Source organism: Devosia subaequoris, from assembly GCF_014197055.1.
GTDB classification, from domain to species: Bacteria; Pseudomonadota; Alphaproteobacteria; order Rhizobiales; family Devosiaceae; genus Devosia; species Devosia subaequoris.
Genome location: NZ_JACIEW010000005.1, coordinates 320,532 through 343,074, shown reverse-complemented (window position 1 = coordinate 343,074; position 22,543 = coordinate 320,532). Strand labels below are relative to the sequence as shown.

General features: G+C 61.4%; 29 protein-coding genes and 1 other RNA gene. 7 read left to right on the top strand and 23 right to left on the bottom strand.

Annotated elements, in window-relative coordinates; translation table 11 throughout:
• The first annotated feature begins 105 nt into the window (after positions 1-105).
• The 4 genes from rpmH to yihA all read left to right on the top strand — a co-directional run bounded on the left by rpmH (position 106) and on the right by yihA (position 3,208).
• Entirely contained in the window at positions 106-240 is a 135-nt protein-coding gene (gene rpmH / locus GGR20_RS12340) for a 50S ribosomal protein L34 (protein ID WP_035077916.1), read from the top strand.
• Between the two features lie 15 nt (positions 241-255).
• Positions 256-663, top strand: a complete 408-nt coding sequence (rnpA, locus tag GGR20_RS12335; RefSeq protein WP_183311652.1) for a ribonuclease P protein component — start codon at positions 256-258, stop codon at positions 661-663.
• The gene (yidC, locus tag GGR20_RS12330) at positions 660-2,498 is read left to right on the top strand and encodes a membrane protein insertase YidC (protein WP_183311651.1); all 1,839 of its coding nucleotides are present in this window, start codon (positions 660-662) and stop codon (positions 2,496-2,498) included. Before rnpA ends, yidC begins: the two co-directional genes overlap by 4 nt.
• A gap of 65 nt (positions 2,499-2,563) precedes the next feature.
• Entirely contained in the window at positions 2,564-3,208 is a 645-nt protein-coding gene (gene yihA / locus GGR20_RS12325) for a ribosome biogenesis GTP-binding protein YihA/YsxC (RefSeq protein WP_183311650.1), read from the top strand.
• A gap of 62 nt (positions 3,209-3,270) precedes the next feature.
• Here yihA and GGR20_RS12320 read toward each other — a convergent pair whose 3' ends face one another.
• From GGR20_RS12320 to ruvC, 16 genes are all read right to left on the bottom strand, one after another.
• Positions 3,271-3,990, bottom strand: coding sequence for a type 1 glutamine amidotransferase (locus tag GGR20_RS12320; RefSeq protein WP_246349567.1), 720 nt, complete (start codon positions 3,988-3,990; stop codon positions 3,271-3,273).
• A 93-nt stretch (positions 3,991-4,083) separates the two neighbouring features.
• Positions 4,084-4,272, bottom strand: a complete 189-nt coding sequence (locus GGR20_RS12315; protein ID WP_183311648.1) for a hypothetical protein — start codon at positions 4,270-4,272, stop codon at positions 4,084-4,086.
• Between the two features lie 59 nt (positions 4,273-4,331).
• Positions 4,332-4,820 (bottom strand): peptide-methionine (R)-S-oxide reductase MsrB, encoded by a 489-nt coding sequence (gene msrB / locus GGR20_RS12310; RefSeq protein WP_253560187.1) that lies wholly within the window; start codon positions 4,818-4,820, stop codon positions 4,332-4,334.
• 179 nt (positions 4,821-4,999) lie between these two features.
• Positions 5,000-5,563: a fasciclin domain-containing protein gene (locus tag GGR20_RS12305; protein ID WP_183311647.1), complete on the bottom strand. Its 564-nt coding sequence runs from the start codon at positions 5,561-5,563 to the stop codon at positions 5,000-5,002.
• Between the two features lie 315 nt (positions 5,564-5,878).
• Positions 5,879-7,189: a Tol-Pal system beta propeller repeat protein TolB gene (tolB, locus tag GGR20_RS12300; protein WP_183311646.1), complete on the bottom strand. Its 1,311-nt coding sequence runs from the start codon at positions 7,187-7,189 to the stop codon at positions 5,879-5,881.
• Between the two features lie 66 nt (positions 7,190-7,255).
• On the bottom strand, positions 7,256-8,419 hold the full coding sequence (locus GGR20_RS12295) for a cell envelope integrity protein TolA (RefSeq protein ID WP_183311645.1): 1,164 nt from the start codon (positions 8,417-8,419) through the stop codon (positions 7,256-7,258).
• 9 nt (positions 8,420-8,428) lie between these two features.
• Positions 8,429-8,869 (bottom strand): ExbD/TolR family protein, encoded by a 441-nt coding sequence (locus GGR20_RS12290; RefSeq protein ID WP_420827445.1) that lies wholly within the window; start codon positions 8,867-8,869, stop codon positions 8,429-8,431.
• 1 nt (position 8,870) lies between these two features.
• Positions 8,871-9,572: a protein TolQ gene (gene tolQ / locus GGR20_RS12285; protein ID WP_183311684.1), complete on the bottom strand. Its 702-nt coding sequence runs from the start codon at positions 9,570-9,572 to the stop codon at positions 8,871-8,873.
• A gap of 186 nt (positions 9,573-9,758) precedes the next feature.
• Complete coding sequence (gene ybgC / locus GGR20_RS12280) at positions 9,759-10,157, bottom strand: tol-pal system-associated acyl-CoA thioesterase (protein WP_183311644.1); 399 nt, start codon at positions 10,155-10,157, stop codon at positions 9,759-9,761.
• Positions 10,154-10,363, bottom strand: a complete 210-nt coding sequence (locus GGR20_RS12275) for a helix-hairpin-helix domain-containing protein (protein WP_183311643.1) — start codon at positions 10,361-10,363, stop codon at positions 10,154-10,156. Before GGR20_RS12275 ends, ybgC begins: the two co-directional genes overlap by 4 nt.
• Positions 10,360-10,860 (bottom strand): NUDIX hydrolase, encoded by a 501-nt coding sequence (locus GGR20_RS12270; protein WP_183311642.1) that lies wholly within the window; start codon positions 10,858-10,860, stop codon positions 10,360-10,362. Before GGR20_RS12270 ends, GGR20_RS12275 begins: the two co-directional genes overlap by 4 nt.
• Positions 10,857-11,894, bottom strand: a complete 1,038-nt coding sequence (gene ruvB / locus GGR20_RS12265) for a Holliday junction branch migration DNA helicase RuvB (protein WP_183311641.1) — start codon at positions 11,892-11,894, stop codon at positions 10,857-10,859. The genes GGR20_RS12270 and ruvB overlap by 4 nt, the downstream gene beginning before the upstream one ends.
• Positions 11,891-12,289 (bottom strand): type II toxin-antitoxin system VapC family toxin, encoded by a 399-nt coding sequence (locus GGR20_RS12260; protein WP_183311640.1) that lies wholly within the window; start codon positions 12,287-12,289, stop codon positions 11,891-11,893. Before GGR20_RS12260 ends, ruvB begins: the two co-directional genes overlap by 4 nt.
• The gene (locus GGR20_RS12255) at positions 12,286-12,570 is read right to left on the bottom strand and encodes an AbrB/MazE/SpoVT family DNA-binding domain-containing protein (RefSeq protein WP_116590102.1); all 285 of its coding nucleotides are present in this window, start codon (positions 12,568-12,570) and stop codon (positions 12,286-12,288) included. The genes GGR20_RS12260 and GGR20_RS12255 overlap by 4 nt, the downstream gene beginning before the upstream one ends.
• Before the next feature lie 62 nt (positions 12,571-12,632).
• Positions 12,633-13,250, bottom strand: a complete 618-nt coding sequence (gene ruvA, locus GGR20_RS12250; protein ID WP_183311639.1) for a Holliday junction branch migration protein RuvA — start codon at positions 13,248-13,250, stop codon at positions 12,633-12,635.
• Positions 13,247-13,753 carry a crossover junction endodeoxyribonuclease RuvC gene (gene ruvC / locus GGR20_RS12245; protein WP_183311638.1) on the bottom strand — a complete coding sequence of 169 codons (507 nt, stop codon included), beginning with the start codon at positions 13,751-13,753 and terminating at the stop codon, positions 13,247-13,249. Before ruvC ends, ruvA begins: the two co-directional genes overlap by 4 nt.
• Before the next feature lie 205 nt (positions 13,754-13,958).
• Here ruvC and GGR20_RS12240 point away from each other — a divergent pair, with 205 nt between their 5' ends.
• The gene (locus GGR20_RS12240) at positions 13,959-14,666 is read left to right on the top strand and encodes a GGDEF domain-containing protein (RefSeq protein ID WP_183311637.1); all 708 of its coding nucleotides are present in this window, start codon (positions 13,959-13,961) and stop codon (positions 14,664-14,666) included.
• A 58-nt stretch (positions 14,667-14,724) separates the two neighbouring features.
• Positions 14,725-15,615 carry a GGDEF domain-containing protein gene (locus GGR20_RS12235; protein WP_183311636.1) on the top strand — a complete coding sequence of 297 codons (891 nt, stop codon included), beginning with the start codon at positions 14,725-14,727 and terminating at the stop codon, positions 15,613-15,615.
• On the opposite strand, the gene GGR20_RS12230 is transcribed toward GGR20_RS12235, so the two are convergent.
• The 7 genes from GGR20_RS12230 to GGR20_RS12200 form a co-directional block, all read right to left on the bottom strand.
• Positions 15,564-16,310 (bottom strand): YebC/PmpR family DNA-binding transcriptional regulator, encoded by a 747-nt coding sequence (locus GGR20_RS12230; protein WP_183311635.1) that lies wholly within the window; start codon positions 16,308-16,310, stop codon positions 15,564-15,566. The genes GGR20_RS12235 and GGR20_RS12230 overlap by 52 nt on opposite strands.
• Positions 16,311-16,427: 117 nt before the next feature.
• The gene (locus tag GGR20_RS12225; protein WP_183311634.1) at positions 16,428-17,846 is read right to left on the bottom strand and encodes an alanine/glycine:cation symporter family protein; all 1,419 of its coding nucleotides are present in this window, start codon (positions 17,844-17,846) and stop codon (positions 16,428-16,430) included.
• 167 nt (positions 17,847-18,013) lie between these two features.
• Positions 18,014-18,829, bottom strand: coding sequence for a TIGR00282 family metallophosphoesterase (locus GGR20_RS12220; protein WP_183311633.1), 816 nt, complete (start codon positions 18,827-18,829; stop codon positions 18,014-18,016).
• Positions 18,826-19,413, bottom strand: coding sequence for a 5-formyltetrahydrofolate cyclo-ligase (locus GGR20_RS12215; RefSeq protein WP_183311632.1), 588 nt, complete (start codon positions 19,411-19,413; stop codon positions 18,826-18,828). The genes GGR20_RS12220 and GGR20_RS12215 overlap by 4 nt, the downstream gene beginning before the upstream one ends.
• 20 nt (positions 19,414-19,433) lie before the next feature.
• Positions 19,434-19,591, bottom strand: a non-coding RNA gene (ssrS, locus tag GGR20_RS12210) — 6S RNA.
• A 73-nt stretch (positions 19,592-19,664) separates the two neighbouring features.
• The gene (locus GGR20_RS12205; protein WP_183311631.1) at positions 19,665-20,036 is read right to left on the bottom strand and encodes a cell division protein ZapA; all 372 of its coding nucleotides are present in this window, start codon (positions 20,034-20,036) and stop codon (positions 19,665-19,667) included.
• A gap of 4 nt (positions 20,037-20,040) precedes the next feature.
• On the bottom strand, positions 20,041-20,328 hold the full coding sequence (locus GGR20_RS12200; protein WP_183311630.1) for a DUF4164 family protein: 288 nt from the start codon (positions 20,326-20,328) through the stop codon (positions 20,041-20,043).
• 240 nt (positions 20,329-20,568) lie between these two features.
• Here GGR20_RS12200 and tkt point away from each other — a divergent pair, with 240 nt between their 5' ends.
• Complete coding sequence (gene tkt / locus GGR20_RS12195; RefSeq protein ID WP_183311629.1) at positions 20,569-22,542, top strand: transketolase; 1,974 nt, start codon at positions 20,569-20,571, stop codon at positions 22,540-22,542.
• Position 22,543: the final 1 nt, after the last annotated feature.

Sequence of the window (22,543 nt, the reverse complement as noted above, 5' to 3'; positions counted from 1 at the left end):
TAGACCCCACCAACGCGAAGGCGGCGCGCATGCCCGCCTCAGGGATTATTCTGCTTTCAAGCAGCACCAAAGAAGAGGAACCGTGCGACAGCGCGGTCTGATGTTATGAAGCGTACATATCAGCCTTCCAAGCTCGTGCGTGCCCGTCGTCACGGTTTCCGTGCCCGTATGGCCACCAAGGACGGCCGCGCGATTCTCAATCGCCGCCGCCGCGACGGCCGCAAGAAGCTTTCGGCCTAAGGGATTTTTGGCCGGATGACGGCCGAACAGTCCACGCGCCAAGCGACATTGCGCCGCCTCAAGCGGCGCGCGCAGTTCTTAAACGCCGCCCGGGGCAATCGCGCCGGGCGTTCTGCGTTTGGGCTGCAGGCTGTACCCAGCACCGAGGCTGATCCCGGCATCGGCTTTACAGTCACCAAGAAGGTCGGCAATTCGCCCGAGCGCAATCGCATGAAGCGGCGGCTTCGCGCGGCTGCGGCAGCTTGCGCAAGTGACTTTGTGCCCGGACATGACTATGTGCTACTGGCGCGGCGCGAAGCCCTCAGCCAGCCTTTCGTTAAGCTCGTCGCCGATCTCGGCGGCCTTATCGCCCGTGTGCACGACACAAAACCGGGCGAAAATCGCAAATCATCCGGCCGCGGCCAACGGAACCCGAGACCATGAACTCTGATAATCGCAATGTGATCCTTGCCGTCGTGCTCAGCATGATCGTGCTGTTCGGCTGGCAGTTCTTCATTGCCGGTCCACAATTGGAGCAAGCCCAGCGTCAGGCTGAAATTGCAGCCCAGCAGCAGGCCGAATCCGAGCAACTTGCCGTGCCGGCAACCAATGCCGACGGGTCCGCTGCAGCGCCGGCCGCAGCAGCCGGGGCGCCGCAGGTTTTCGCCGATCGCGAAACCGCCGTCGCCGCCACCGACCGCGTCGCCATTTCCACGGCTGACCTCGAGGGCTCGATCAACCTGACCGGCGCGCGCATCGATGATCTCGAACTCAAGCAGTATCGCGAGACGGTCGATCCCGATTCTCCCATTATTGCCCTGCTCAAGCCCGCCGGGCTTGCCGACGCCTATTTCGTCGAACAGGGCTGGGCCGCAGCCGCCGGCTCTGACGTTGCCCTGCCCACCAGCCAGTCGGAGTGGACCCTTGAAGGCGACAACACCACCCTGACCGCCGACACACCGGTCACCCTGCGTTTCGACAATGGCGAAGGTCTGGTGTTCCGCCGCACCTTTGCCGTGGATGACTTCTATCTCTTCACCGTCACCCAGACCGTTGAAAACAACGGTGCGGGCGATGTTGCGCTGTTCCCCTATTCGCGCGTCATCCGCCACGGCAATCCGCAGGTGCAGAATTTCTTCATTCAGCATGAAGGCCCGATCGGCGTGCTCGGTTCGAACAATTATGTCGCCCGCAAATATGGGGACTTGCAGAACGAGCGCCAGGTCGACTTCTCCTCGACCACCGGCTGGCTCGGCATTGCCGACAAATATTGGGCAACCGCCGTACTGCCCAAGCCGGACACCGCGATCAATGCGCGCTTCGCCTTTAGCCAGTCGGGCGGCACCAATGTCTTCCAGACCAACTATGTCGAGACCCAGCCGGTTATGGTGCCGGCGGGCGGCACGGTCAGCCATGAAGCCTATGTCTTTGCCGGCGCCAAGGAAGACCGCGTCATCTCCGCCTATCAGGAACAATATGGTTTCGACCGCCTCGAACTGCTGATCGATTGGGGTTGGTTCCACTTCCTGACCAAGCCGATGCACTGGCTGCTGGTTACACTCTACGGCATTCTGGGCAATTTCGGCCTCGCCGTGCTGGCCGTGACCGTCATCGTCAAGGCCATCTTCTTCCCGCTGGCCAACCGCTCCTACGCTTCGATGGCCGCCATGCGCCGCGTCCAGCCGGAAATGAAGGCCATCCAGGAGCGTCTCAAGGACGACCGTGCTGCCCAGCAGCAGGCGATGATGGAGCTCTACAAGAAAGAGAAGATCAATCCGCTCTCCGGGTGCTGGCCGATCCTCATTCAGATCCCGGTCTTCTTTGCGCTCTACACCGTCATCTTCATCTCGCTTGAGATGCGCCACGCGCCGTTCTTTGGCTGGATTCAGGATCTGGCGGCGCCCGATCCGACCAATATCTTCACCCTGTTCGGCCTGATCCCCTGGGATCCGACTGCGCTGCCGATCCTGGGTTCCTTCCTGCATCTGGGTATCTGGCCGGTCATCATGGGTATTTCGATGTGGGTGCAGATGCGCCTCAACCCGCCGCCGCCAGATCCGACCCAGGCCATGATTTTCAACTGGATGCCGGTGATCTTCACCTTCATGCTGGGCACCTTCCCGGCGGGTCTGGTGATCTACTGGGCCTGGAACAACACTCTCTCGATTGCCCAGCAGTGGTTCATCATGAAGCGCCACGGCGTCGAAGTGAACTTGTTCGGCAACATCGTGGACAGTCTTCGGCGCAAGCCGAAGCCGGCCGAGCCCAACAAGAGCTAAGCCGAACTGAACGAATGAACAGGCCCGCCGCTTTGTCGGCGGGCTTCTCCTATCTGGGGTCACACATGACGCAGCCCGACTACTCCCCTGACATCATCGAGCGCGGCCGCCTGCTGTTTGCCCGGCCCTTCCTGTTCGTGAAGGGCTGCGTGAAGCTGGCCGACCTGCCTCCCATGGACCGGGTCGAAATCGCCTTTGCCGGCCGCTCCAATGTCGGCAAATCCAGCCTGATCAACGCGCTGTGCGGCACCTCGGGCCTGGCCCGCACCTCCAATACGCCGGGCCGCACCCAGGAGCTCAACATCTTCGAGAGCCAGAGCGAGAACCTGCGCATCGTCGATATGCCCGGCTATGGCTACGCCAAGGCGCCAGAGCCCAAGGTCAGGGCCTGGACCGCCCTGATCCACCAATACCTCACCGGCCGCGCTACCCTGCGCCGTGTCTATGTGCTGATCGACAGCCGCCACGGCGCCAAGGACAACGACATTTCGGTGATGAACGAGCTCGACCGCGCAGCGGTCAGCTATCAGGTGGTGATGACCAAGGTCGACAAACCCTCGGCCACGGATCTCGAAAACGCCGTTGCCAAGACCCGCGCCGCCATCGCCAAGCGCCCTGCCGCCCATCCGGACATCATCCAGACGTCATCGGAAAAAGGCACCGGCCTCAATCAGCTGCGCACCGAGATCGCACTGCTCTTGGAAAGCTGAACCAGCACCAATGCAAAGGGCGCCCAAGGCGCCCTTACCCGTTCACCGAAAGCCCCCTTCAGCTAGCGGCGACTGCCTGCATCCTGCATGAACCGCGCAATATAATCCCGCATCCGGGCACTGTCCGAGGCGCTGGAAAACGACCCCAATGCCTCTTCGATCACCCCATCACTCGCCTTGCCGCGGCGCAGTTCCACCAGTGCCGTACCATAGCTGTCATCGAATTCGGGATGCGGCTGAAAGCTCAAGGCCTGGCCGGAACGGTAGAACAACCCTGCATTGGGCGTGAAGTCCGAAGCCAGGATCACCTCGGCCTCATTTGGCGGGGCGATCACCTGGTCCTGATGCGAGCACACCACGGACAGCGTATCGGGTGCCGCATCCATGAAGCCGGGCCGGTCAATCACCCGATATTGGTGCCGCCCCAGTCCCCAGCCTTTTTCTGATTTCCGGACATCACCACCAAGAGCATCAGCCATAATCTGATGCCCAAAGCAGATCCCCAGCATCGGGGTCCGCGCCGCATAGGCCTTTTGAATGAAGTCGCGCAACGGGTCGAGCCACGCGTGATTTTCGTAAACGCCGGCTGACGAACCGGTAATGGCGATACCCTCCAACCCGGCCGGGTCAGGCAACGCCTCGCCATCGAGCACCCTCACCGCGTCATAGTCGAAGGTCCGCCCCGTCGAAGCGAACATCTCCCGGAACATGGCCGAATAAGGGTCGAACCGTCCCTGGAGCGGGTCCGGCACTTTGCCGACTTCGATTGTGGTGATCTTCATGGCCAACCGCGTATTTGTGACCCGATTGGCATATCGGAGTCGCACAGGCCCGATCAAGCACGCGCCTGTGCGTAGCTGCATTGCAGCGGCAGACTAATTGCTGCCGTCATTCGGGCGCGATTTGCGCCCGCCGTCGCGGCGGTCTTCCTTGGTTTTGGCATCGCCCGGCGCCTGGCCGAAATGCGTGCCGCCCAGATGCCCACCAGTGCTGACATTTTCCAGCTTTTCGTCCACCGGCTTGTCGTCGGCTTGCTGATTTTGATCCTGCGTGTTTTCACTCATGGCTGTTCTCCTCTGTCAGGAAGCCAATGTGCGAGATGCACGATCGTTCCGTCCGCCCGCTATGCCGCTGGCGCGAAACGCAATGACAATCCATTGATGCAGTAGCGCAGCCCGGTAGGCGGCGGACCGTCTTCGAACACATGCCCCTGATGTCCACCGCAATTGGAGCAGTGCACCTCGATCCGGGTCATGAACAGCGAGTTGTCTTCCTTGGTGCCAATGGCACCTGGAATGAAATCCCAAAAGCTTGGCCAGCCGGTGCGGCTGTCATATTTCTTGTCGGCCTCGAACAAGGCCTGGTCACAGCCGGCGCAATGGAAAGTGCCGGCCCGCTTTTCGTCATTCAGGGGTGACGTATAGGGGCGCTCGGTATCTTCATGCCGCAACACCTGATACGCGGCGGGCGAGAGGCGCGCTTGCCACTCTTCATCGCTCAGCATGAAGGGAAAATCTCCCTCCACGGCGTTGGCCGTTCGTCCCAGCCCCAATGCAGCGCCAAGCGCCAGCAGCGAGCCGGAGAACAACATCGTGCGTCGATTTAGGGTCACGGCAACCTCCTTAAATCGGTAATGCCCGACAATCGCCGGGCAGTACCAAGTCAGCAAAAACGTGACCACAAACGCCCACGGGCGTCCATCGGGGTCACGTCAAGGTGAGGCTCCGCACATCGGGACGGGCGCGTGCGGAGCCCCTGTTCCTGCACTATTCGTAAACGTGCAGGGTTTGGTTACATCGCGGGAAGCAGAACCGCGTCGATGACGTGGATCACGCCGTTGGACTGGTCAACGTCTGCAATGGTCACAGTGGCCATGCCGCCATTGGCGTCGGTGATCTTGACCATCTCGCCATCAAGGCTGAAGGTCAGTTCGCCACCCTGCACGGTCGCAGCGCTGTATTCACCACCATTGTCGTTGATCATCTGCACTAGGTCGCCTGAGTGAATGTCACCGGCAATCACGTGATAGGTCAGGACAGCGGTCAGCTGATCCTTGGCTTCGGGAGCCAGCAGACCTTCAACCGTGCCTTCCGGCAGGGCTTCAAACGCAGCATTGACCGGTGCGAACACGGTGAACGGACCTTCGCTCGAAAGGGTCTCGACCAGGCCGGCGGCTTGAACGGCGGCGACGAGCGTGGTGTGGTCAGCCGAGTTTACGGCGTTCTCGATGATGTTGTTGGTGGCGGGCATGGCAGCGCCGCCGACCATCGGAGCGTCCTGGGCGATAACACCACCGGCGACCGAACCAAAAGCAAGTACGGCAGCGACGGAGAGGGCACGAATAGAAATGGTCATTATAAAGTTCCTTCCTGTGTAATTCTGTTCCCATTCATCTCGATGGGACACAGGAAGATACGGGCCCGCTCTCAACCCAGTTTCGCTGGTGTCGAAAAAACTCAAAAATCTTCACGGACTTGAATTACGTTGTTTATCAGCCACTTATAAGCTTTAAGGGCGCCGAACCTCGCCCTGCAAAAAAGAAATATCTGCGGTGATCCAACCGGATAGCGCGTGCGTAAAAGCGTCAATTTCGGTCCCGGTTCCTGCCGCAATAAAAAAATCCCTCCGACCAGCGGAGGGATTTCAATCAGGCTGCCAAAGAAAGCGGCGTCAGGTCCTCAGGCCCGACCAGGCCGGGTCCGAAGCATAAGTTTCCGTCGGCACGGTCTGAGCGGCGCGCCCCCAGATATCCACGCTCATCAGGCGCGGGCCGTCATTGCCGCCCGGATCCTGGTAGAACATGATCACCCGTCCATTGGGCGCCCAGGTCGGCCCCTCGGCATGATAGCCCGAATAGAGCAGGCGCTCTCCCGAACCATCCGGGTTCATGATGCCGATATGGAATTGCCCGCCCGACTGGCGGGTAAAGGCGATCAAGTCGCCATTGGGCGACCACACCGGCGTCGAATAGCTGCCTTGTCCGAAGCTGATGCGCTGGGCATTCCCGCCCCCGGCGCCCATCATGTAGATCTGCGGTGACCCGCCCCGATCACTCTCGAAAATGATCCGGCTGCCATCGGCTGAATAGGAGGGCGAGGTATCGATCGCTGCGCCCGAAGTAAGCTGTATGGGCTGACCGCCGCCGGTCGAGATCGCATAAAGGTTGGTGCTGCCGCCCTGCTCCACCGAAAAGGCTACCGTGCCGCCATCCGGGGAGAAGCGCGGCGCAAAGGTCATCGCACCGACATTGGCCAGGCGCTGCTGCTGACCGGTTGAAAGCTGCAACAGATAGACCTGCGGGTTGCCCTCGGCAAAGTTCATATAGGTAACCAGGTCGCCATTGGGCGAAAAGCGCGGCGTCAACGCCATGGTCTGCCCATCAGTGAGATAGCTCACATTGGCCCCGTCCTGGTCCATGATCGCCAGGCGCCGAACGCGATTTGCCTTGGGGCCACTCTCGGCGACGTAAAGGACGCGGGTATCGAAATACCCCGTGCCGCCCGAAAGCTGCGAATAGATCGCATCCGAAACCAGATGCCCGATACGACGCGCCGAACTGGGGTCGGTGGCATAGCTGTTGCCAACAACTTGCGCGGCCTGTTGCGTATCCCACACCCGCACCGAGGCGCTGATTTGCCCGCCCCGCTCCACGGCGCCCATTACCAACCCGTCGACATTGGCGGTGCGCCACACGTCGAAATCGGGCGTTGCATTCACATCGCCCACCGCGATTGGCAGCGAGGCCGGATCGAGCGGCAGGAACAGGCCGGAGCGCCGCAGATTGTTGCGCACAATATCGGCAATTTCCCGCCCAAAGGCCGGGTCCGAAGAGGCAAAGTCGGGAATGGCGATGGGCAGTGGCTGGAAATTGGCGCCCTCCACCACGATGCGCAATTGCGCAAGCGACATCGGGGCGGTGGCCAACATAGCGCCGCCGGCCAGGCCAAGCTTGAGCGCCGCGCGTCTAGTGAACAGGGTCATCGGTCCTATCTTACTCCGGTCTTGCCGTTTGGCCGCAGTTTGGCCAGCAAACTGGCAAATTCAAGGTCAGGGTCTTAGTTCCACTTCAATGGAACGCCATTGGTCGTAGGAATCGGCAGATAGATTGAACGGCCCGTCCTGCGAAGCTGCCATGACAGCCCGAACAGCGGCGCGTGCGATCTGGCCCCCAGCCGGCGACGGGTCGGCAGCAATGACCTGCGGTGTCCCCGCCAGCGTGCCATCGCGATTCATATTGATCCGCAATGTCACATTCATCCCGCTATTGAAGTCGCTCGGCAACAACTGCCAATTGTTCTTGATCCGCGAGATCAGCCCGTCGATCTCGTTCTGGCTCAACCGCGCCGACGTTCCCGTCGTGTCACCCAGAGTGGGTGAACCACCCTGCCCGGTGGTTGCGCCAGTGGTCGGAGCGTTGTTGATGATCGAGGAAATCTCGTCGGCCGTCTCCGAGCTGATTTCGGTTGGTGGGGCCCGCTCGGCAGCCGCAGCTGCAGCCTGCCGCTGACGTTCCTCTTCTTCCCGACGACGGCGCTCCGCAGCCAATGCCTGCTCACGCACCTGCGCCAGATCGCTCGGACGCGAGGTCGGCAAGGCAACATCGACCTGGGGTGGTGTCGGCTCGGGTTCGGGTTCGGGCTCAGGCTCCGGCTCAGGTTCCGGTGTCGGCTCCGGTTCCGGTGTCGGCGCCGGCTCCGGTTCGGGCTCCGGCTCTGGCGTTGGCTCGGGCACGGGTTCCGGTTCGGGAGCAGGTTGCGGTTCTGGATCCGGCGGCGGCGCCAGATCTTCTGGCCGCGTCTGCGGCAGGACGACCGGTGTCGGCGCTGGCTCGGGCGCTGGCTCGGGTTCCGGTGTTGGCTCCGGCTCAGGCTCAGGCGCTGGCTCTGCCTCGGGGGCGGGAGCAGTTTCGGTTACCGGAGCCGGCGTGGGCGCGTCGGCCGCCGAAGGTGTGACCTGATCCTGCTCGGTATTCCCCGTGGGCTGTGCCAGTTCGGCTGGTTCCTCGCTCTCGACGATTGACGGCGTATCGGTCTCCACCACCTCGCTGTCGAGCTGCCCCATTCGAATATTGGAATATTCCTCGATAGGCACCAGTTCGACCGCAATAGACTGCACGTTTGGCTGCAGCGGCTCGGTCAGTCCCAGATTGACCAGACCCAGCACCAACAGCAAAACATGAACAGAAGCCGATACGACCAGGCCCGTACGCATATGCCTGGCCTACCTCTCGCGCTCAGTGACGAGCCCGATCTTGGTATAGCCAGCCGCCGAAAGCATCCCCATGACCCTCATCACCGTGCCATAATTGACCGTGGTGTCGCCGCGCAGATAAATGCGGTCCTCCACCGTCGCCAGGTTGCTCATGGTAGACACCAGCTCCGTCTCGGCCACCGGCGCTTCGTCGACGAAGATCGCGCCCTCGGGCGACACGGAAACGGTGATTGGTCGCGTCTGGCTGGGCAGTTCGCTGGCCGCCGTACGCGGCAGGTCCACCGGCACTCCTGACGTCAGCATCGGCGCGGCCACCATCATGATGATCAGCAACACCAGCATGACGTCGACCATCGGCGTCACGTTGATTTCACTCATCACCGCGCTGCGCTTGCGCCGCCTTCGGCGCCCGCCGCCACTTCCGCCGCCCGATGCGACACCCATACCCATGTCAGCGGCCCCGCGCTTCGAGCTGACGGGACAGAATGGTCGAGAATTCGTCGGCAAAGCCTTCCAGCCGCCCGGTCAGCTTACCGGCATCTGAGGAAAGCTTGTTATAGGCAATCACCGCCGGAATAGCGGCCACCAGACCGATGGCGGTGGCAAACAGCGCCTCGGCGATCGGCCCGGCCACCACGGCCAGATTGGTGTCCGAAGACGCCGCAATATTGGTGAAGGCGTTCATGATGCCCCAAACGGTGCCGAACAGCCCGATAAAGGGGCCAGCCGAACCCACCGTGGCCAGAAAACCGAGACGCTTTTCGAGATATTCGCTTTCCCGCGCAATGGCGACGTCAAGCACCTTGTCCAGCCGCTGCTGCATGCCTACGAAACTGGCCGCATTCTGCTCGTGGCTGCGTTTCCATTCCTTCATGGCCGCAACGAACACCGAACCGAGCCCGCCCGAGGGTTTTTCCGCCTGCTGCTGATACAATTCCTCGAGCGACTGGCCCGACCAGAATGTGCGCTCGAACCGGTTCATCTCCGAATGGGCGCGCCGATAGGTGATGGTCTTGTCGATGATGATCGCCCAGCACCAGATCGATGCCGCCAACAGGCCCAACATCACCGATTTGACAACGAAGTCGGCAGCCCAGAACAGGCCCCAGATGGAGAGGTCCGCATGCGGAGCGACTGCTCCCACTGCATCCATGGCTTCCATGTCGTGATCCCTTTTGGCCGGCCCGTGCATCAGGCCCCATTGCTGCTGCGATGGGGATGAATTCTGTCAAAATTAAGAGAAATGCCCGCAATTCCGGGCGCAGGGTGGTCCGGCGCGGCGCAAATCTGCCAATGCGCCAATTATGGTCACCAAAGAGTTAAAAAAGAGAGTCCGACGCTATGCCCCTGGCACCAGCCGCGCCCGCAGATGAGCCGGTAAGCGCGCCGGGCCGCCGCTCATTTTGATCGCCACAACGGTCACCCGGGCCGATGTGATCACCTTGTCGTCACGCAGTATTGTCTGGTCCAGCACCAGCCGAACCCCGCCAGTATCTGCTACCTCGGTCGTCACCGTCAGCAGATCGTCGATCCGCGCAGCGGCCAGAAACTCGATCTCCATCGACCGAACGGCAAAGGCAACACCCTGCTCGGCCAGTTCCACGTGATGCACACCCAGATCGCGCAGCAGCTCGGTCCGTCCACGCTCGAAGAACTTCAGGTACGCCGCGTGATAGACATTGCCCGAAAAGTCGGTGTCTTCGTAATAGATGCGGACGGGTATGCGATGCGTGCTCATTGTGCCTTGTAGTCCAGGCCACGCGCTTTCACCGCCGGGTCCAGCTCGACAAAACTCTTCGGCCCGATACCGTGCAGCTTGGCGATATCCTCGCGTGGCCAACGCGCCAGATCGGCAAAGGTGAAGATCCCGGCTGCTGCCAGCGCCCGCTGAGCCGGGCGGCTCAACTTGATCGTCGCAGTAATGGAATCGTCTGCCGCGCTCATGTCTGCCCCCGTTCATCATGAGCCATATGAACGAGCCTCTCCGGCAAATCACGCAGGAATGCCGGCAACCAGCGTGGCATCAGATTGGCCGTCTCCAGCGCGTCTCCCGCCAGCGGCACCCAATCGAAACTCAGAATGTGCCCCTCATCGGGCCGCTGCAGCCAGGGCGAAGAACCATTCGGCGACTGCCCCGGCAGTTCGGCCGCATAGAAAAACCCCAGCTCGTGGAAATCCTCATCATCCCGGCGATAGAAGCTTTCTGAGGTCGCAATCATCGCCCCGACATTGGCAGGCATCGCCAATTCTTCTTCTATCTCCCGCTCCAGGCTCAGCGCACTCGGCTCGCCCAGCTCGATCCGCCCGCCGGGCAGCATGCAATAATTATCGTCATCCTCCCGGCATACCAAAACATGCCCATCGGCGATGATGATCCCGGCCACCCGAAAATTGAACCGCTGCCCGCCAATGGGGAAGCTGATGACATGTCGGTCACTCAATCCCCCTCCTCCTCGAACAGGCTCGATTGCAGCCCGACAAAGCCCTGTGGAACCACCTTGCCCATATGCTGAAAGGCAATCGAGGTCAGCATGCGGCCGCGTGGCGTGCGCTGGATAAAGCCTTGCTGCAGCAGATAGGGTTCGACAATTTCCTCGATGGCGTCACGCGGTTCGCTCAACGCCGCCGCGATGGTTTCGATACCCACCGGTCCGCCATTGTAGAAATCTGCGATCTGGGTGAGGTAGCGCCGGTCGAGCTGATCGAGTCCGCGCGCATCCACGTCGAGCCGCAACAGCGCCTTGTCTGCCACCGCGCGATTGACCTCGGTCACGCCATCCACCGTGGCAAAGTCGATCACCCGGCGCAGCAACCGGCCGGCAATGCGCGGCGTCCCGCGCGAGCGGCGCGCGATTTCCATTGCCCCGTCTGGCGCCATGGCCATGCCCAAAAGCCGCGCCCCACGGGTTACGATCTGCACCAGTTCCTCGGGGGTATAGAAATTGAGCCGCACCGGAATACCGAAACGATCGCGCAATGGCGTGGTCAAAAGGCCCGCACGCGTCGTTGCTCCCACCAGGGTGAACTTGGCCAGATCAATGCGCACGGAACGCGCCGCCGGCCCCTCCCCGATAATCAGGTCGAGCTGGAAATCCTCCATCGCCGGATAGAGCACTTCCTCGATGGCCGGGTTGAGCCGGTGGATTTCATCGATGAACAACACATCGCGTTCTTCCAGATTGGTCAGCAGCGCCGCAAGATCGCCCGCCTTGGCGATTACCGGGCCGGAAGTTGCGCGAAAACCCACCCCAAGTTCCTTGGCAATGATCTGCGCCAGTGTGGTCTTGCCCAGGCCCGGCGGTCCCACGAACAGCACATGGTCCAGCGCCGCCCCGCGCTTCTTGGCCGCCTCGATGAACACCTCGAGATTCGCCCGCGCGTCGGCCTGCCCGACAAAATCGGCAAAACCCGAGGGCCGGAGCGAAACGTCGAGATTGTCGTCACGTCCGGCATTTGGGGAAGTAAGATCGGTCACGCGAGAAGTTCCATTCCGGCAATGCGTTTGGCGGCGTTCTTGTCGAAGGTCACGACTTTGCTCGCTCCTGCGGCAATCGCGCTCAAGGCGATGAGGCTATCGGCGAGGTCGGAACCATGCTCATGGGCCGCCGATACGGCCGCTTGCACCATGTCTGCGTGTTCGATCTCGATATTTTCGCTTTCGAGTAGCGAATCGACGGCCACCAGGATGGCATTGTCATCGAACCCGTAGCTGCGCTTCAGCACCCAGGCCAATTCAACCAGCACGATCGTACCAACAAACGCCGGATTGTCCTGCGACAACCCGCTGAGAAGTTGCAGCGCCGCGCTGGTCTGTTCCGGCGCTTCGTCGACAAACACCCGCACCAGGACATTGGTGTCAATGCCGATCATCTGGTTGTCTTGCGCCGGAAACGGTCTGCGGCCTCATCGAGAACGGCCTCGTTCATCTCTTCGATACTTACGCGCCGGCCATTGGGCGGCTTGCCGAGCAGGCCCGCAAAATCCTCCAGCCGTTTGGTTTTGGCCGTCACGATCAGCACACCGTCCTTGAGCCTCCACCGCAATGGCGTGCCATCCTTGATCCCAAGAGCATCGCGAACCGACTTCGGTATCGTCGTTTGCCCCTTGCTCGTCACGGATGAGGACGCCTCAAGCTGGGTGATCTCATTCATCGGAATGACTCCACGAATTCCTTACCAAGTCAAAGTAGTAAGGAATCCTGTCTCAAACAAGGCTACTGGCTCAATTCCCTAAGTCCCAGCCGGATCAGCTTTTCGGTTGGCGTATCCTCGCCTTCCTTTGCCACCACTCGTGCCAGGGCAGATGATGCCTGCGCGCTCGAATAACCCAGATTGGTCAACGCAGAAACCGCGTCACTGACATTGGAGGACGCGACACCGTCACCCAGCGCGCTCTGCAGGCCCAGCGTTCCCGCATCGATGGCGCCAATGGCGGGCACCTTGCCCTTGAGCTCGGTTACGATGCGCACCGCCAGTTTCGGCCCCACGCCATTGGCCCGCCCGATCATCGCCTTGTCCTGCAGGGCAACCGCGCTCGACAACTCCGATGGCGAGAGCACCGAAAGGATAGCCAGCGCCACCCTGGCGCCGACCCCCTGCACGCTGGTCAGCAGCAGGAACCAGCTCTTTTCCGCCTCATTGGCAAAGCCATAAAGCTTGATGAAATCTTCGCGCACAATGGTCTCGACAAAGACCACGGCCGACTCGCCAACCCGGGGCAGGGCCTGCAGCGTCCGGCCCGAACAAAACACCTCGTAGCAAACCCCACCACAATCGATCAGCACGACATCGTCGCCAAAACTGTCGACCAGACCTTTGAGCTTGCCGATCATGCCAATGCTCCCATACGGCGCGCTGAGACACGGTGGTGCGCATGGCAAATCGCTACCGCGAGCGCGTCGGCGGCGTCCGCGCCCTTGACCACAGCCGAGGGCAACAGCGTTTTGACCATCAAGCCCACCTGGTTCTTGTCCGCATGCCCGGTCCCCACCACCGACTTCTTGACCAGATTAGTGGCATATTCGGCCACCACCAATCCGCGCAGCGCCGGCACCACCAGTGTTACCCCGCGCGCTTGGCCCAGGATCAGCGCGGAACGGGGCCCGGAATTGACGAAGGTTTCTTCCACCGCCGCTTCATCGGGCCGATGCAAATCCAGAACTTCCCCTAGCCCTTCGGCCAGTGCGGCAAGCCGATCAGCCAGTGCGCCTTCCGTTGGCGGCGTCAACGTTCCGCCCGCCACAAAGCTCAGCCGATTATCCACAGCTTCGATAATGCCCCAGCCACATCGCCGCAGCCCCGGATCGATCCCGATGATTCGAACAGCCCTTGTCATGGTCTTCCTTGTAAAGGCGAGACCCGACCTTACCAAGGGCGAAGTGAACAAATAGGCAACAAAATGCAGCAACTCGGATGGTTCGATAAACTTTTAGCGTTTCGGGAAACCACCTGTAGAGGGCCGAACTCTACCCTTGTGCACGGGAATGCATGGCAATGGGGCGCAAATGTCAGGGCTGAAACTTCGGTTGCCCCGCAGATCAATGCTGCGGATCTACCGCGTAACCGGAATTTTGACGGCTGTTTCTGTCATCGCTTCGGTTGTGGTCACCAATCTCATCATGGAAACCTTCTCGGCGGGGATCAATGTCCCGGGTCTGATGACGGCCATCATCATGCCCGTGCTATTGGGTACCCCGGCTCTTGGCATCATCATGTTCAAGCATGAGCAATTGCGCGTCGCCAACGAACAACTGCAGCTGTTGGCTGCCACCGACTGGCTTACCGGCTGCCTCAACCGCGGGGCATTCACGCGCCAGGTCTCCCAGGCGCTGGACGCTGCGACCGCCGGCGGAGCTCTGCTGATCATCGACATCGACCACTTCAAGACCATCAACGACAACCACGGTCACGATCAGGGTGACGACGCGCTCCGCCTGATCGCACATACCTTCACCTCGTTATGCGCTTCGCCAAATCTTGTGGGTCGCCTCGGGGGCGAAGAGTTCGGCATCTTCTTGCCTGGAGCCACGGAGACCGAGGCCGGCAATTGGGCAGAGACCATCCGCGACGCCGTCGCGCAATTGTCCTTTTGCGCCAACGGCAGCCATTGCCCTCTCTCCGTCAGTGTCGGCGTCGCCGGGTCCCAGGGGCGCACCGATTTCCGCACGCTCTATCGCCGCGCCGATACCGGCCTTTATCGAGCTAAATCCGCGGGACGGGATCGTATCGAGATAGCGGCCGCCGCTTGATCACTACCGTTTGCTGGCAGTGACAATCCACCTGCCATTTGAAACCGAGTTATTTGCAATGCTGCTTTTTAGGACCATCGCAATACCGGGTTTGTCCAGCGTCGGGCGCTGGACGATATTTGGCACGTTGGCCTGCGTCCTGGCCTCTCTCAGCCTGACCTGGCTGCTGATCCTGGACATCGACAGCACTTTGGCGCCTCGCATTCTTCTGGTCTCGACCACCCTTCCCATTCTGATCGGCGCGCCGCTTTTTTTCTTTTTCAGCCTCAAGCTGCGAGGCTTGGCTATTGCCAATAAGCGACTGGACCGCGTGGCGCGCACCGACAGCTTGACCGCCTGCCTCAATCGCCGCGCCTTCACCGCCCGGGTCAACGCCTGGCTGCAGGGGCCCTCTTCTCCGCCCTGCGGCGCCCTGCTGGTGATCGACGCCGACAATTTCAAATCGGTCAACGATGTATATGGCCACGAAAGCGGAGATGAAGCTCTTACCATCATCGCGCGCGCCATTCGTTCGGTGCTACGCGTCGACGATCTGGTCGGACGCATGGGTGGCGAGGAATTTGCCGTATTTCTCCCCGGTGTCACCTCGCGTCAGGCACAGACCGTCGCCGAACGCATACGGATGTCGGTGATTGTGGCTTGCTTCGCCCCCACCGGAGAGGCCTACCCGCTTTCGGTAAGCATCGGCGCCGCCAGCTTCACCGGAAAAACCAGCTTTCCTGACCTGTTCCGCACTGCTGACCAGCGGCTCTATCGTGCCAAGCGTGCCGGCCGCAACGCCGTCGTGGTGGCTGACGCGCCCGCCCATCCGGCCACTGGGCTGGAACGCGCTGGCGCAACGACAAAGGGCGGCCCAACGGACCGCCCTGATTTCTGCGTCAAGCAAGATAACGCCCGTCAGCCTTCGAGCTTGGCTGCGTCTTCATCGCTCATGTCGAAGTTCGAATAGACGTTCTGCACGTCATCGTCTTCTTCGAGCGTATTGAGCAGCTTCATCAGGGTCGCCCCCTTTTCCGCGTCAATCGGCGTCTCGTTCTGCGGCTTCCATATTGCCTTCACTGACTCGGCCTCGCCGAGCACCGCTTCGAGCGCCGTGGAAACTTCGGCCATGTTCTCGAAGGTGGTGTAGATATAGTGGTTATCCTCGTTGCTCTCGACGTCTTCGGCACCAGCTTCGATGGCCGCTTCCATCACCTTGTCTTCCGAGCCTACCGAGGCCGGATAGGTGATCTCGCCAACCCGGTCGAACATAAAGCCCACCGACCCGGTTTCGCCCAGCGCGCCACCATTTTTGGAAAAATACGAGCGCACATTGGACGCAGTGCGATTGCGATTGTCGGTCAGTGCCTCGACGATGACCGCCACGCCACCTGGGCCATAGCCCTCATAGCGAATCTCGTCATAGTTCTCCGCATCGCCGCCGGAGGCCTTTTTGACGGCCCGCTCGATATTGTCCTTGGGCATAGACTGGGCGCGGGCATTGGCAATGGCCAGACGCAGGCGCGGATTGAAGGCCGGGTCGGGCTGGCCCATCTTGGCTGCCACGGTGATTTCGCGCGCCAGCTTGGAAAAGATCTTGGACCGGATAGCGTCCGACTTGCCCTTGCGGTGCATGATGTTTTTGGCGTGGGAATGGCCAGCCATGAAGAACCTCGGATATGCAATTTGCGAATTTCGCGCTGCTTATAGGGGGCCGGAGCGCAAAAATAAAGCGCCCGCCCGGCGCTCGACCGGACAGGCGCTGCCAATCGGCCCTATCGATTAACCCGGATCGTGCTTGTTCCAGATGCTTTTGTCGATCTTGCCGCTGAGTTCAGGATAGTCCGCCGCATGGAACACCGGCTCCTTGCCGGCCTTGCGCTGGGCACGGTAATCTTTGGTCAGCTTGGCCACCGTGCCCGAAAGCAGCACAATGGCGATCAGGTTGACCGTGGCCATCAGCCCCATCGAGGCGTCCGCCGCATTGAACACCGTCGCCACGCTCTCATAGGCGCCCCAGATCACCATTGCCAGCACAGCCAGCCGCAACACGGTCAGCCCCGGCGTGTTTCCGACCTTGAGGAAGGTCATGGCGTTTTCGGCATATGAGTAATTGCCGATGATCGAGGTGAAGGCAAAGAACAGGATCGCAATGGCAATGAAATATTGCCCGGCCCCGCCGATGTGAACCGTCATCGCCGCCTGCGTCAGCGGCGTGCCGGTCAATTCGCTGCCCTCGACCATCACCCCTGAGAGCAGGATCATCAATGCCGTCGCCGTGCAGATCAGGATGGTGTCGATGAATACGCCCAAGGCCTGCACGAAACCCTGCGAAGAGGGATGGTGCGGATCAGGGGTCGCCACGGCCGCAATATTGGGCGCCGAGCCCATGCCGGCCTCATTTGAGAACAGCCCGCGCTTGACGCCGTTGAGCAGCGCCCCAGCCAGCCCGCCTCCAGCCGCATCGAGCCCAAAGGCGGACTGCACGATGTAGCCCAGCATGCCCGGCACTTCGCCGATATGGATCGCCACCACGTAAAGTGCCACCAAGAGGTAGAGCACGGCCATGAACGGCACGACAATTTCGGCGACGCGAGCAATCTGCCTGATACCTCCGAAAATCACGATGCCGGTCAGGATGGCCAGCGCCACCCCCACCCAGATTTTCTCGAACCCGAAGGCCCCCTGCATGGCATCGGCGATGGAATTGGCCTGCACCGCGTTGAACACCAGCCCGAAGGCTATGATCAGGCAGACCGAAAAGACAGCGCCCGCCCACGGCGCCCTGAGCCCCTTGGCGATATAGAAGGCCGGACCACCGCGATACTGGCCCTCATCATTCTTCGTCTTGTAAAGCTGAGCCAGCGTGGATTCCGAATAAGCCGTAGCCATCCCGACCAGCGCCACCATCCACATCCAGAAGATCGCACCGGGCCCGCCCAGATAAAGCGCCACGGCCACCCCGGCCAGATTGCCGGTGCCCACTCGGGAGGCCAGACTGATCGTCAGCGCCTGGAAGGGCGATATACCGGCGCTGTCACCCTGGCGAGAGCCTGTAACCACCCGGAACATTTCACCGAAATTGACGAACTGGATAAAGCCCAGCCGGATCGTGAAAAACAATCCGACCGCCAACAGGCCGTAGATGAGGACATAGCCCCAGAATATATCGTTGAGAAAATTGATGACCGGATCGAGCATGGCCCCACTCCTCGCATGCGTGGACGATTGATCGGCATTTCCTGCCGCGTCCGGGGCCCGTTATCGTGTCAGCCTGCCGTCTATTCTGCGCCCCAGGCGCAACATGTTGATCGGAACCCAATTTGCGAGATCCGGCAAGGGGGAAATCTACCGATCAGGGCTGATGGTCAGAAGTCCGGGATGACCTGCGCCAGTACGCCGCCAATCCGGAGCGGCGCAATCTTGGCGCAAAGCCCGGTCACCGGGTCGGTCTCCACCGCCACGCCGCATAAAGTCGCCTCGCCTTCCGAGGGCGTGAACCGTCCACCGGGAATACCGGTCAGAAACCGATTGAGCGGTTCGTCCGTGTCCGTGCCGATAATGCTGTCGAAATCGCCGCACATGCCTGCATCGGCCATGAAGCCGGTACCGCCCTTGAGCACGCGATGATCGGCCGTGGGGATATGGGTATGAGTGCCCACCACCAGCGTCGCCCTGCCATCGAGATAGTGACCCATGGCCTGGATTTCTGAGGTCGCCTCGGTATGAAAATCCACGATCACCGCATCGGCCACATCGCCCAGCGGACAATCGGCAATCGCGGCTTCCACCGCCCGGAACGGATCGTCGATCGGCGGCATGAAGACCCGGCCCTGCGCATTGACCACCAGCACGCGATGGCCCCTGCGGCTTTCTACCAGCATGGCCCCGCGCCCCGGCGTGCCGGGCGGGTAGTTCAGCGGACGAATGAGATGGGGCTCGCGCTCGATATAACTCAGGGCCTCGCGCTGATCGAAGGCATGATCCCCCAATGTGACGATATCGGCACCAGCATCGCGCAAAGCATTGTAGTGGTTTTCGATCAGCCCTTTGCCGTGACTGGCGTTCTCGCCATTGACGACGACGAAATCGAAGCCGTGATCAGCAATCAGCCCCGGCAGACGTTCGCTCACCGCGTCCCGGCCGGAGCGGCCCATCACATCGCCCAGAAACAGTAATCTCATGCGTCCGCGCCAAAAAAGCGGATGCCCGCCTCGGTAATCACCATGTCGAGCGGCACGTCATGGGCGTCACGCGGGATGTGCGCCAGTTCCTGGGCGGCAAAGGCCAGGCCGACCAGCAACGGCTTTTTCGGCAGTACCGCCAGGGTCCGGTCATAATAGCCGCCGCCATAACCGAGCCGCGTGCCCTCATTGTCGAAGCCCAACAGCGGCATGAGCACCAGGTCCGGCACCGCGCGCGGCGCCAGATCCGACGGCGCCAGCGTGCCAAACCCCGCCTCGTATAGGGGCGCATCGGCCTCCCACACCCGCATGTCGAGCGGCTCATCATCGCCCTGCACGACCGGCAGCAGCACCTTCTGGCCGCTATCCATCAACCGCACCAATATGGGCTGACAGTTCAGTTCATCCCTGATGCGCCAATATCCGGCGATCACATCGCCGGGTCCGAAGGCAACCGATTCAAAGAAATGTTCCGCCACCGCCTTGGCCGCCTCGGCACGGTCCTCACTGGACAGAGCCGCGCGGGCGGCATGAGCCTCCGTCCGCAGCGCGGCCTTTTCCTCTTCGAATGCCTGGTCCGCCATTAGCCCTCATCACCAACAAATTCAGTGCCGCCCTGGCCGTGGGTCTACTGATCCCGGGAACCTACTTACGTAGGTGGGCGCCGTATGTCCGAGCCCACGGGCCCGGTCAGGGACAGCTCCCTTAGGATCGATTAAGGCCCCGGGGATATGTGAGTCCTCACGCGCCGGGCAGCGAGACGAGATATAGGCGCATGCGGGCGCCAGTGCAAAGCGACAATGCGCTCTTTTTCAATCTCGTGAACGCGCCCCGCCTAGGGCAGCGGCACCGCCCCATCCAGCGTCTCGGCGACATCCTCGAGCGCCTCGGCCGCTTCGTCCAGTTTCCGGGCAAACCGGGCCTCGGTGCTTTCCAGTTCCTCGGCGATATCCTGTCCTGCCTGCGTCAGTTCGGCCACCTGCGCTTCAAGCGCCTTGACCTTGCGCTCAGCTTCAGAAAGCTCGTCGAGCACCGCAATACCGGCCATGACTGTCAGCCTGTTGTCACCAATTTCGCCAACCGCCCCCTTGAGCCCTTCGACCTGGGTATTGAAACGCTCGGCCAGCCCGATCAAATGCGCCTGCTGCCCCTCTTCGCAGGCCATGCGATATTTGCGGCCATTGATTTCGACATTCACCTCGGGCACGCGATCACTCCGCCTTTGCCAGCACAGAACGCACGGTTTCCATCGCCTCGACCAGGCGCCTTGAAACTTCATGCGCACTATCGTCGAGCCGTTTGGCGCGGGCAGCGGTCTTGTCGAGCTCGGTGGCCAGACGCGCGCGCTCCTGCACCAGCCGCTGTGTATCCACTTCCATGCGCTGCTGACGCTGCAGCCGGGTGTTGAGATCGCGGGTACTCGTGGCCAATCGCGCCAAAGCCCGGTCGAACCGGGCCGAGGCCGAGCTCAGTCCATCTTCAAGTTCCGTCTCACTCATGGCCGCTACTGCCCTCAAGACGCGACGATTCCAACTTGTGCCAGCCTGCCCCAGCCCTTGTGTCAATGCAACTGCATTGCGGGGCGAACCCCCGGAATTCCGGCCTCGGACCGAACGCTTACGGCCCTTGGTGACATTGACAGGCAAAACGAACCTGTTATGCCTCAACCCCGCCTTTGGGAGGGGGGCGCCCAGCGCCCGCTCCCGCCAGTTTCAAGCCTTTTTTAAGCGAGCGGTCCCATGACGAACACAGCCCAGCAGAACGATTTGGCCAATGCGATCCGGTCGCTCAGCATGGATGCGGTCGAGAAAGCCAATTCCGGCCATCCCGGCCTGCCCATGGGCTGCGCCGACATTGCCACCGTGCTGTTTACCAAGGTGATGAAGTTCGACCCCGCTGACAGCAATTGGGCTGACCGCGACCGCTTCGTCCTCTCGGCCGGCCACGGCTCGATGCTGCTCTACTCCTCGCTCTATCTGCTGGGCTACGAGGACATGACCATCGAGGAAGTGAAAAACTTCCGCCAGCTTGACTCCAAGACCGCCGGTCACCCCGAATATGGTTTTGCCAAGGGCATCGAAACGACCACTGGTCCGCTGGGTCAGGGCATTGGCAATGCCGTTGGCATGGCCATCGCCGAAGCCAAGCTGGCCGCTGAGTTCGGCTCTGACATTGTTGATCACTACACCTGGTGCCTGGCAGGCGACGGATGCCTGATGGAAGGCATCTCCCAGGAAGCCATCGCGTTGGCCGGCCACCTCAAGCTGAGCAAGCTGGTGGTGATCTGGGACAACAACAGCATCACCATCGATGGCGCTGTCTCCAACGCCGACAGTACCGACCAGATCGCGCGTTTCCAGGCATCGGGCTGGAACACCATCGAGATCGACGGGCACGATCAGGTCGCCATCGAAAAGGCGCTGCTCGACGCCAAGAAATCCGACAAGCCGACCATGATCGCCGCCAAGACCACCATTGGTTTCGGCGCCCCGAAAAAGGCAGGCACCAATAAGGTCCACGGCTCCCCGCTTGGCGCTGAGGAACTGGCGGGCGCCAAAGAGGCGCTCGGCATCACCTATCCGGCATTCGAAGTGCCCGGCGAAACGCTCGAAGCATGGCGCGCCGCTGGCCGCCGCTCGCAGAATGTGCGCGGAGAATGGCTGTCCCGTCTCGGGGCGTCGGCCAACAAGGCCGAGTTCGAGCGCCGCATGGCTGGTGATCTGCCCGCCGGTTTTGCCGACGCGATGAACGACTACAAGCAGCAGCTCAGCGCCGACAAGCCCAAGGTCGCCAGCCGCAAGGCCAGCCAGATGGCGCTCGAAATCATCAACGCCATTGTGCCCGAAACCCAGGGTGGATCGGCCGACCTCACCGGGTCGAACCTGACCAACACCAAGGAAACCCTGCCCTTCCAGGCCGACAATTACTCCGGCCGCTATATGATGTACGGCATTCGCGAACACGCCATGGCTGCCGCCATGAACGGTATCGCGCTGCATGGCGGCTTGATCCCCTATGGCGGCACATTCATGTGCTTCACCGATTATGCCCGCCCCGCAATCCGTCTCTCGGCTCTCATGCACCAGCGCGTCATCTATGTGATGACCCATGACTCGATCGGCCTGGGCGAAGACGGTCCGACCCACCAGCCGGTCGAGCACATGTCCGCCATGCGCGCCATCCCCAACCTGCTGGTTTTCCGTCCGGCCGACGCTGTGGAAACCGCCGAGTGCTGGCAGTTGGCGCTGGAAGCCGACAGCACGCCGTCCATTCTCGCCCTGTCGCGCCAGAACCTGCCGACCGTGCGCACCGAACACACCGCCGAAAACCTCTCGGCCAAGGGCGCGTATACCCTGGTCGGCCCCGCCGACGCCGATGCGGTGATCTTCGCCACTGGTTCGGAAGTCGCCATTGCCGTCGAGGCCCAGCAGGAGCTGACCGAGAAGGGAATTTCCGCCCGCGTCGTCTCGGTGCCCTCCATGGAGCTCTTCAACAAGCAGTCCGATGCCTACAGGGCCGAAGTGCTCGGTTCGGCCAAGGCACGTGTCGCGGTTGAAGCCGGCATCGAGATGAGCTGGAACAAGCTGCTGGGCGACAAGGGTCGCTTTGTCGGCATGAACTCGTTCGGCGCTTCGGGCAAGATCGATGACCTCTATGCCCACTTTGGCATTACGTCCGATGCCGTTGTTGAAGCCGTCACCAGTCAGTTGTAAG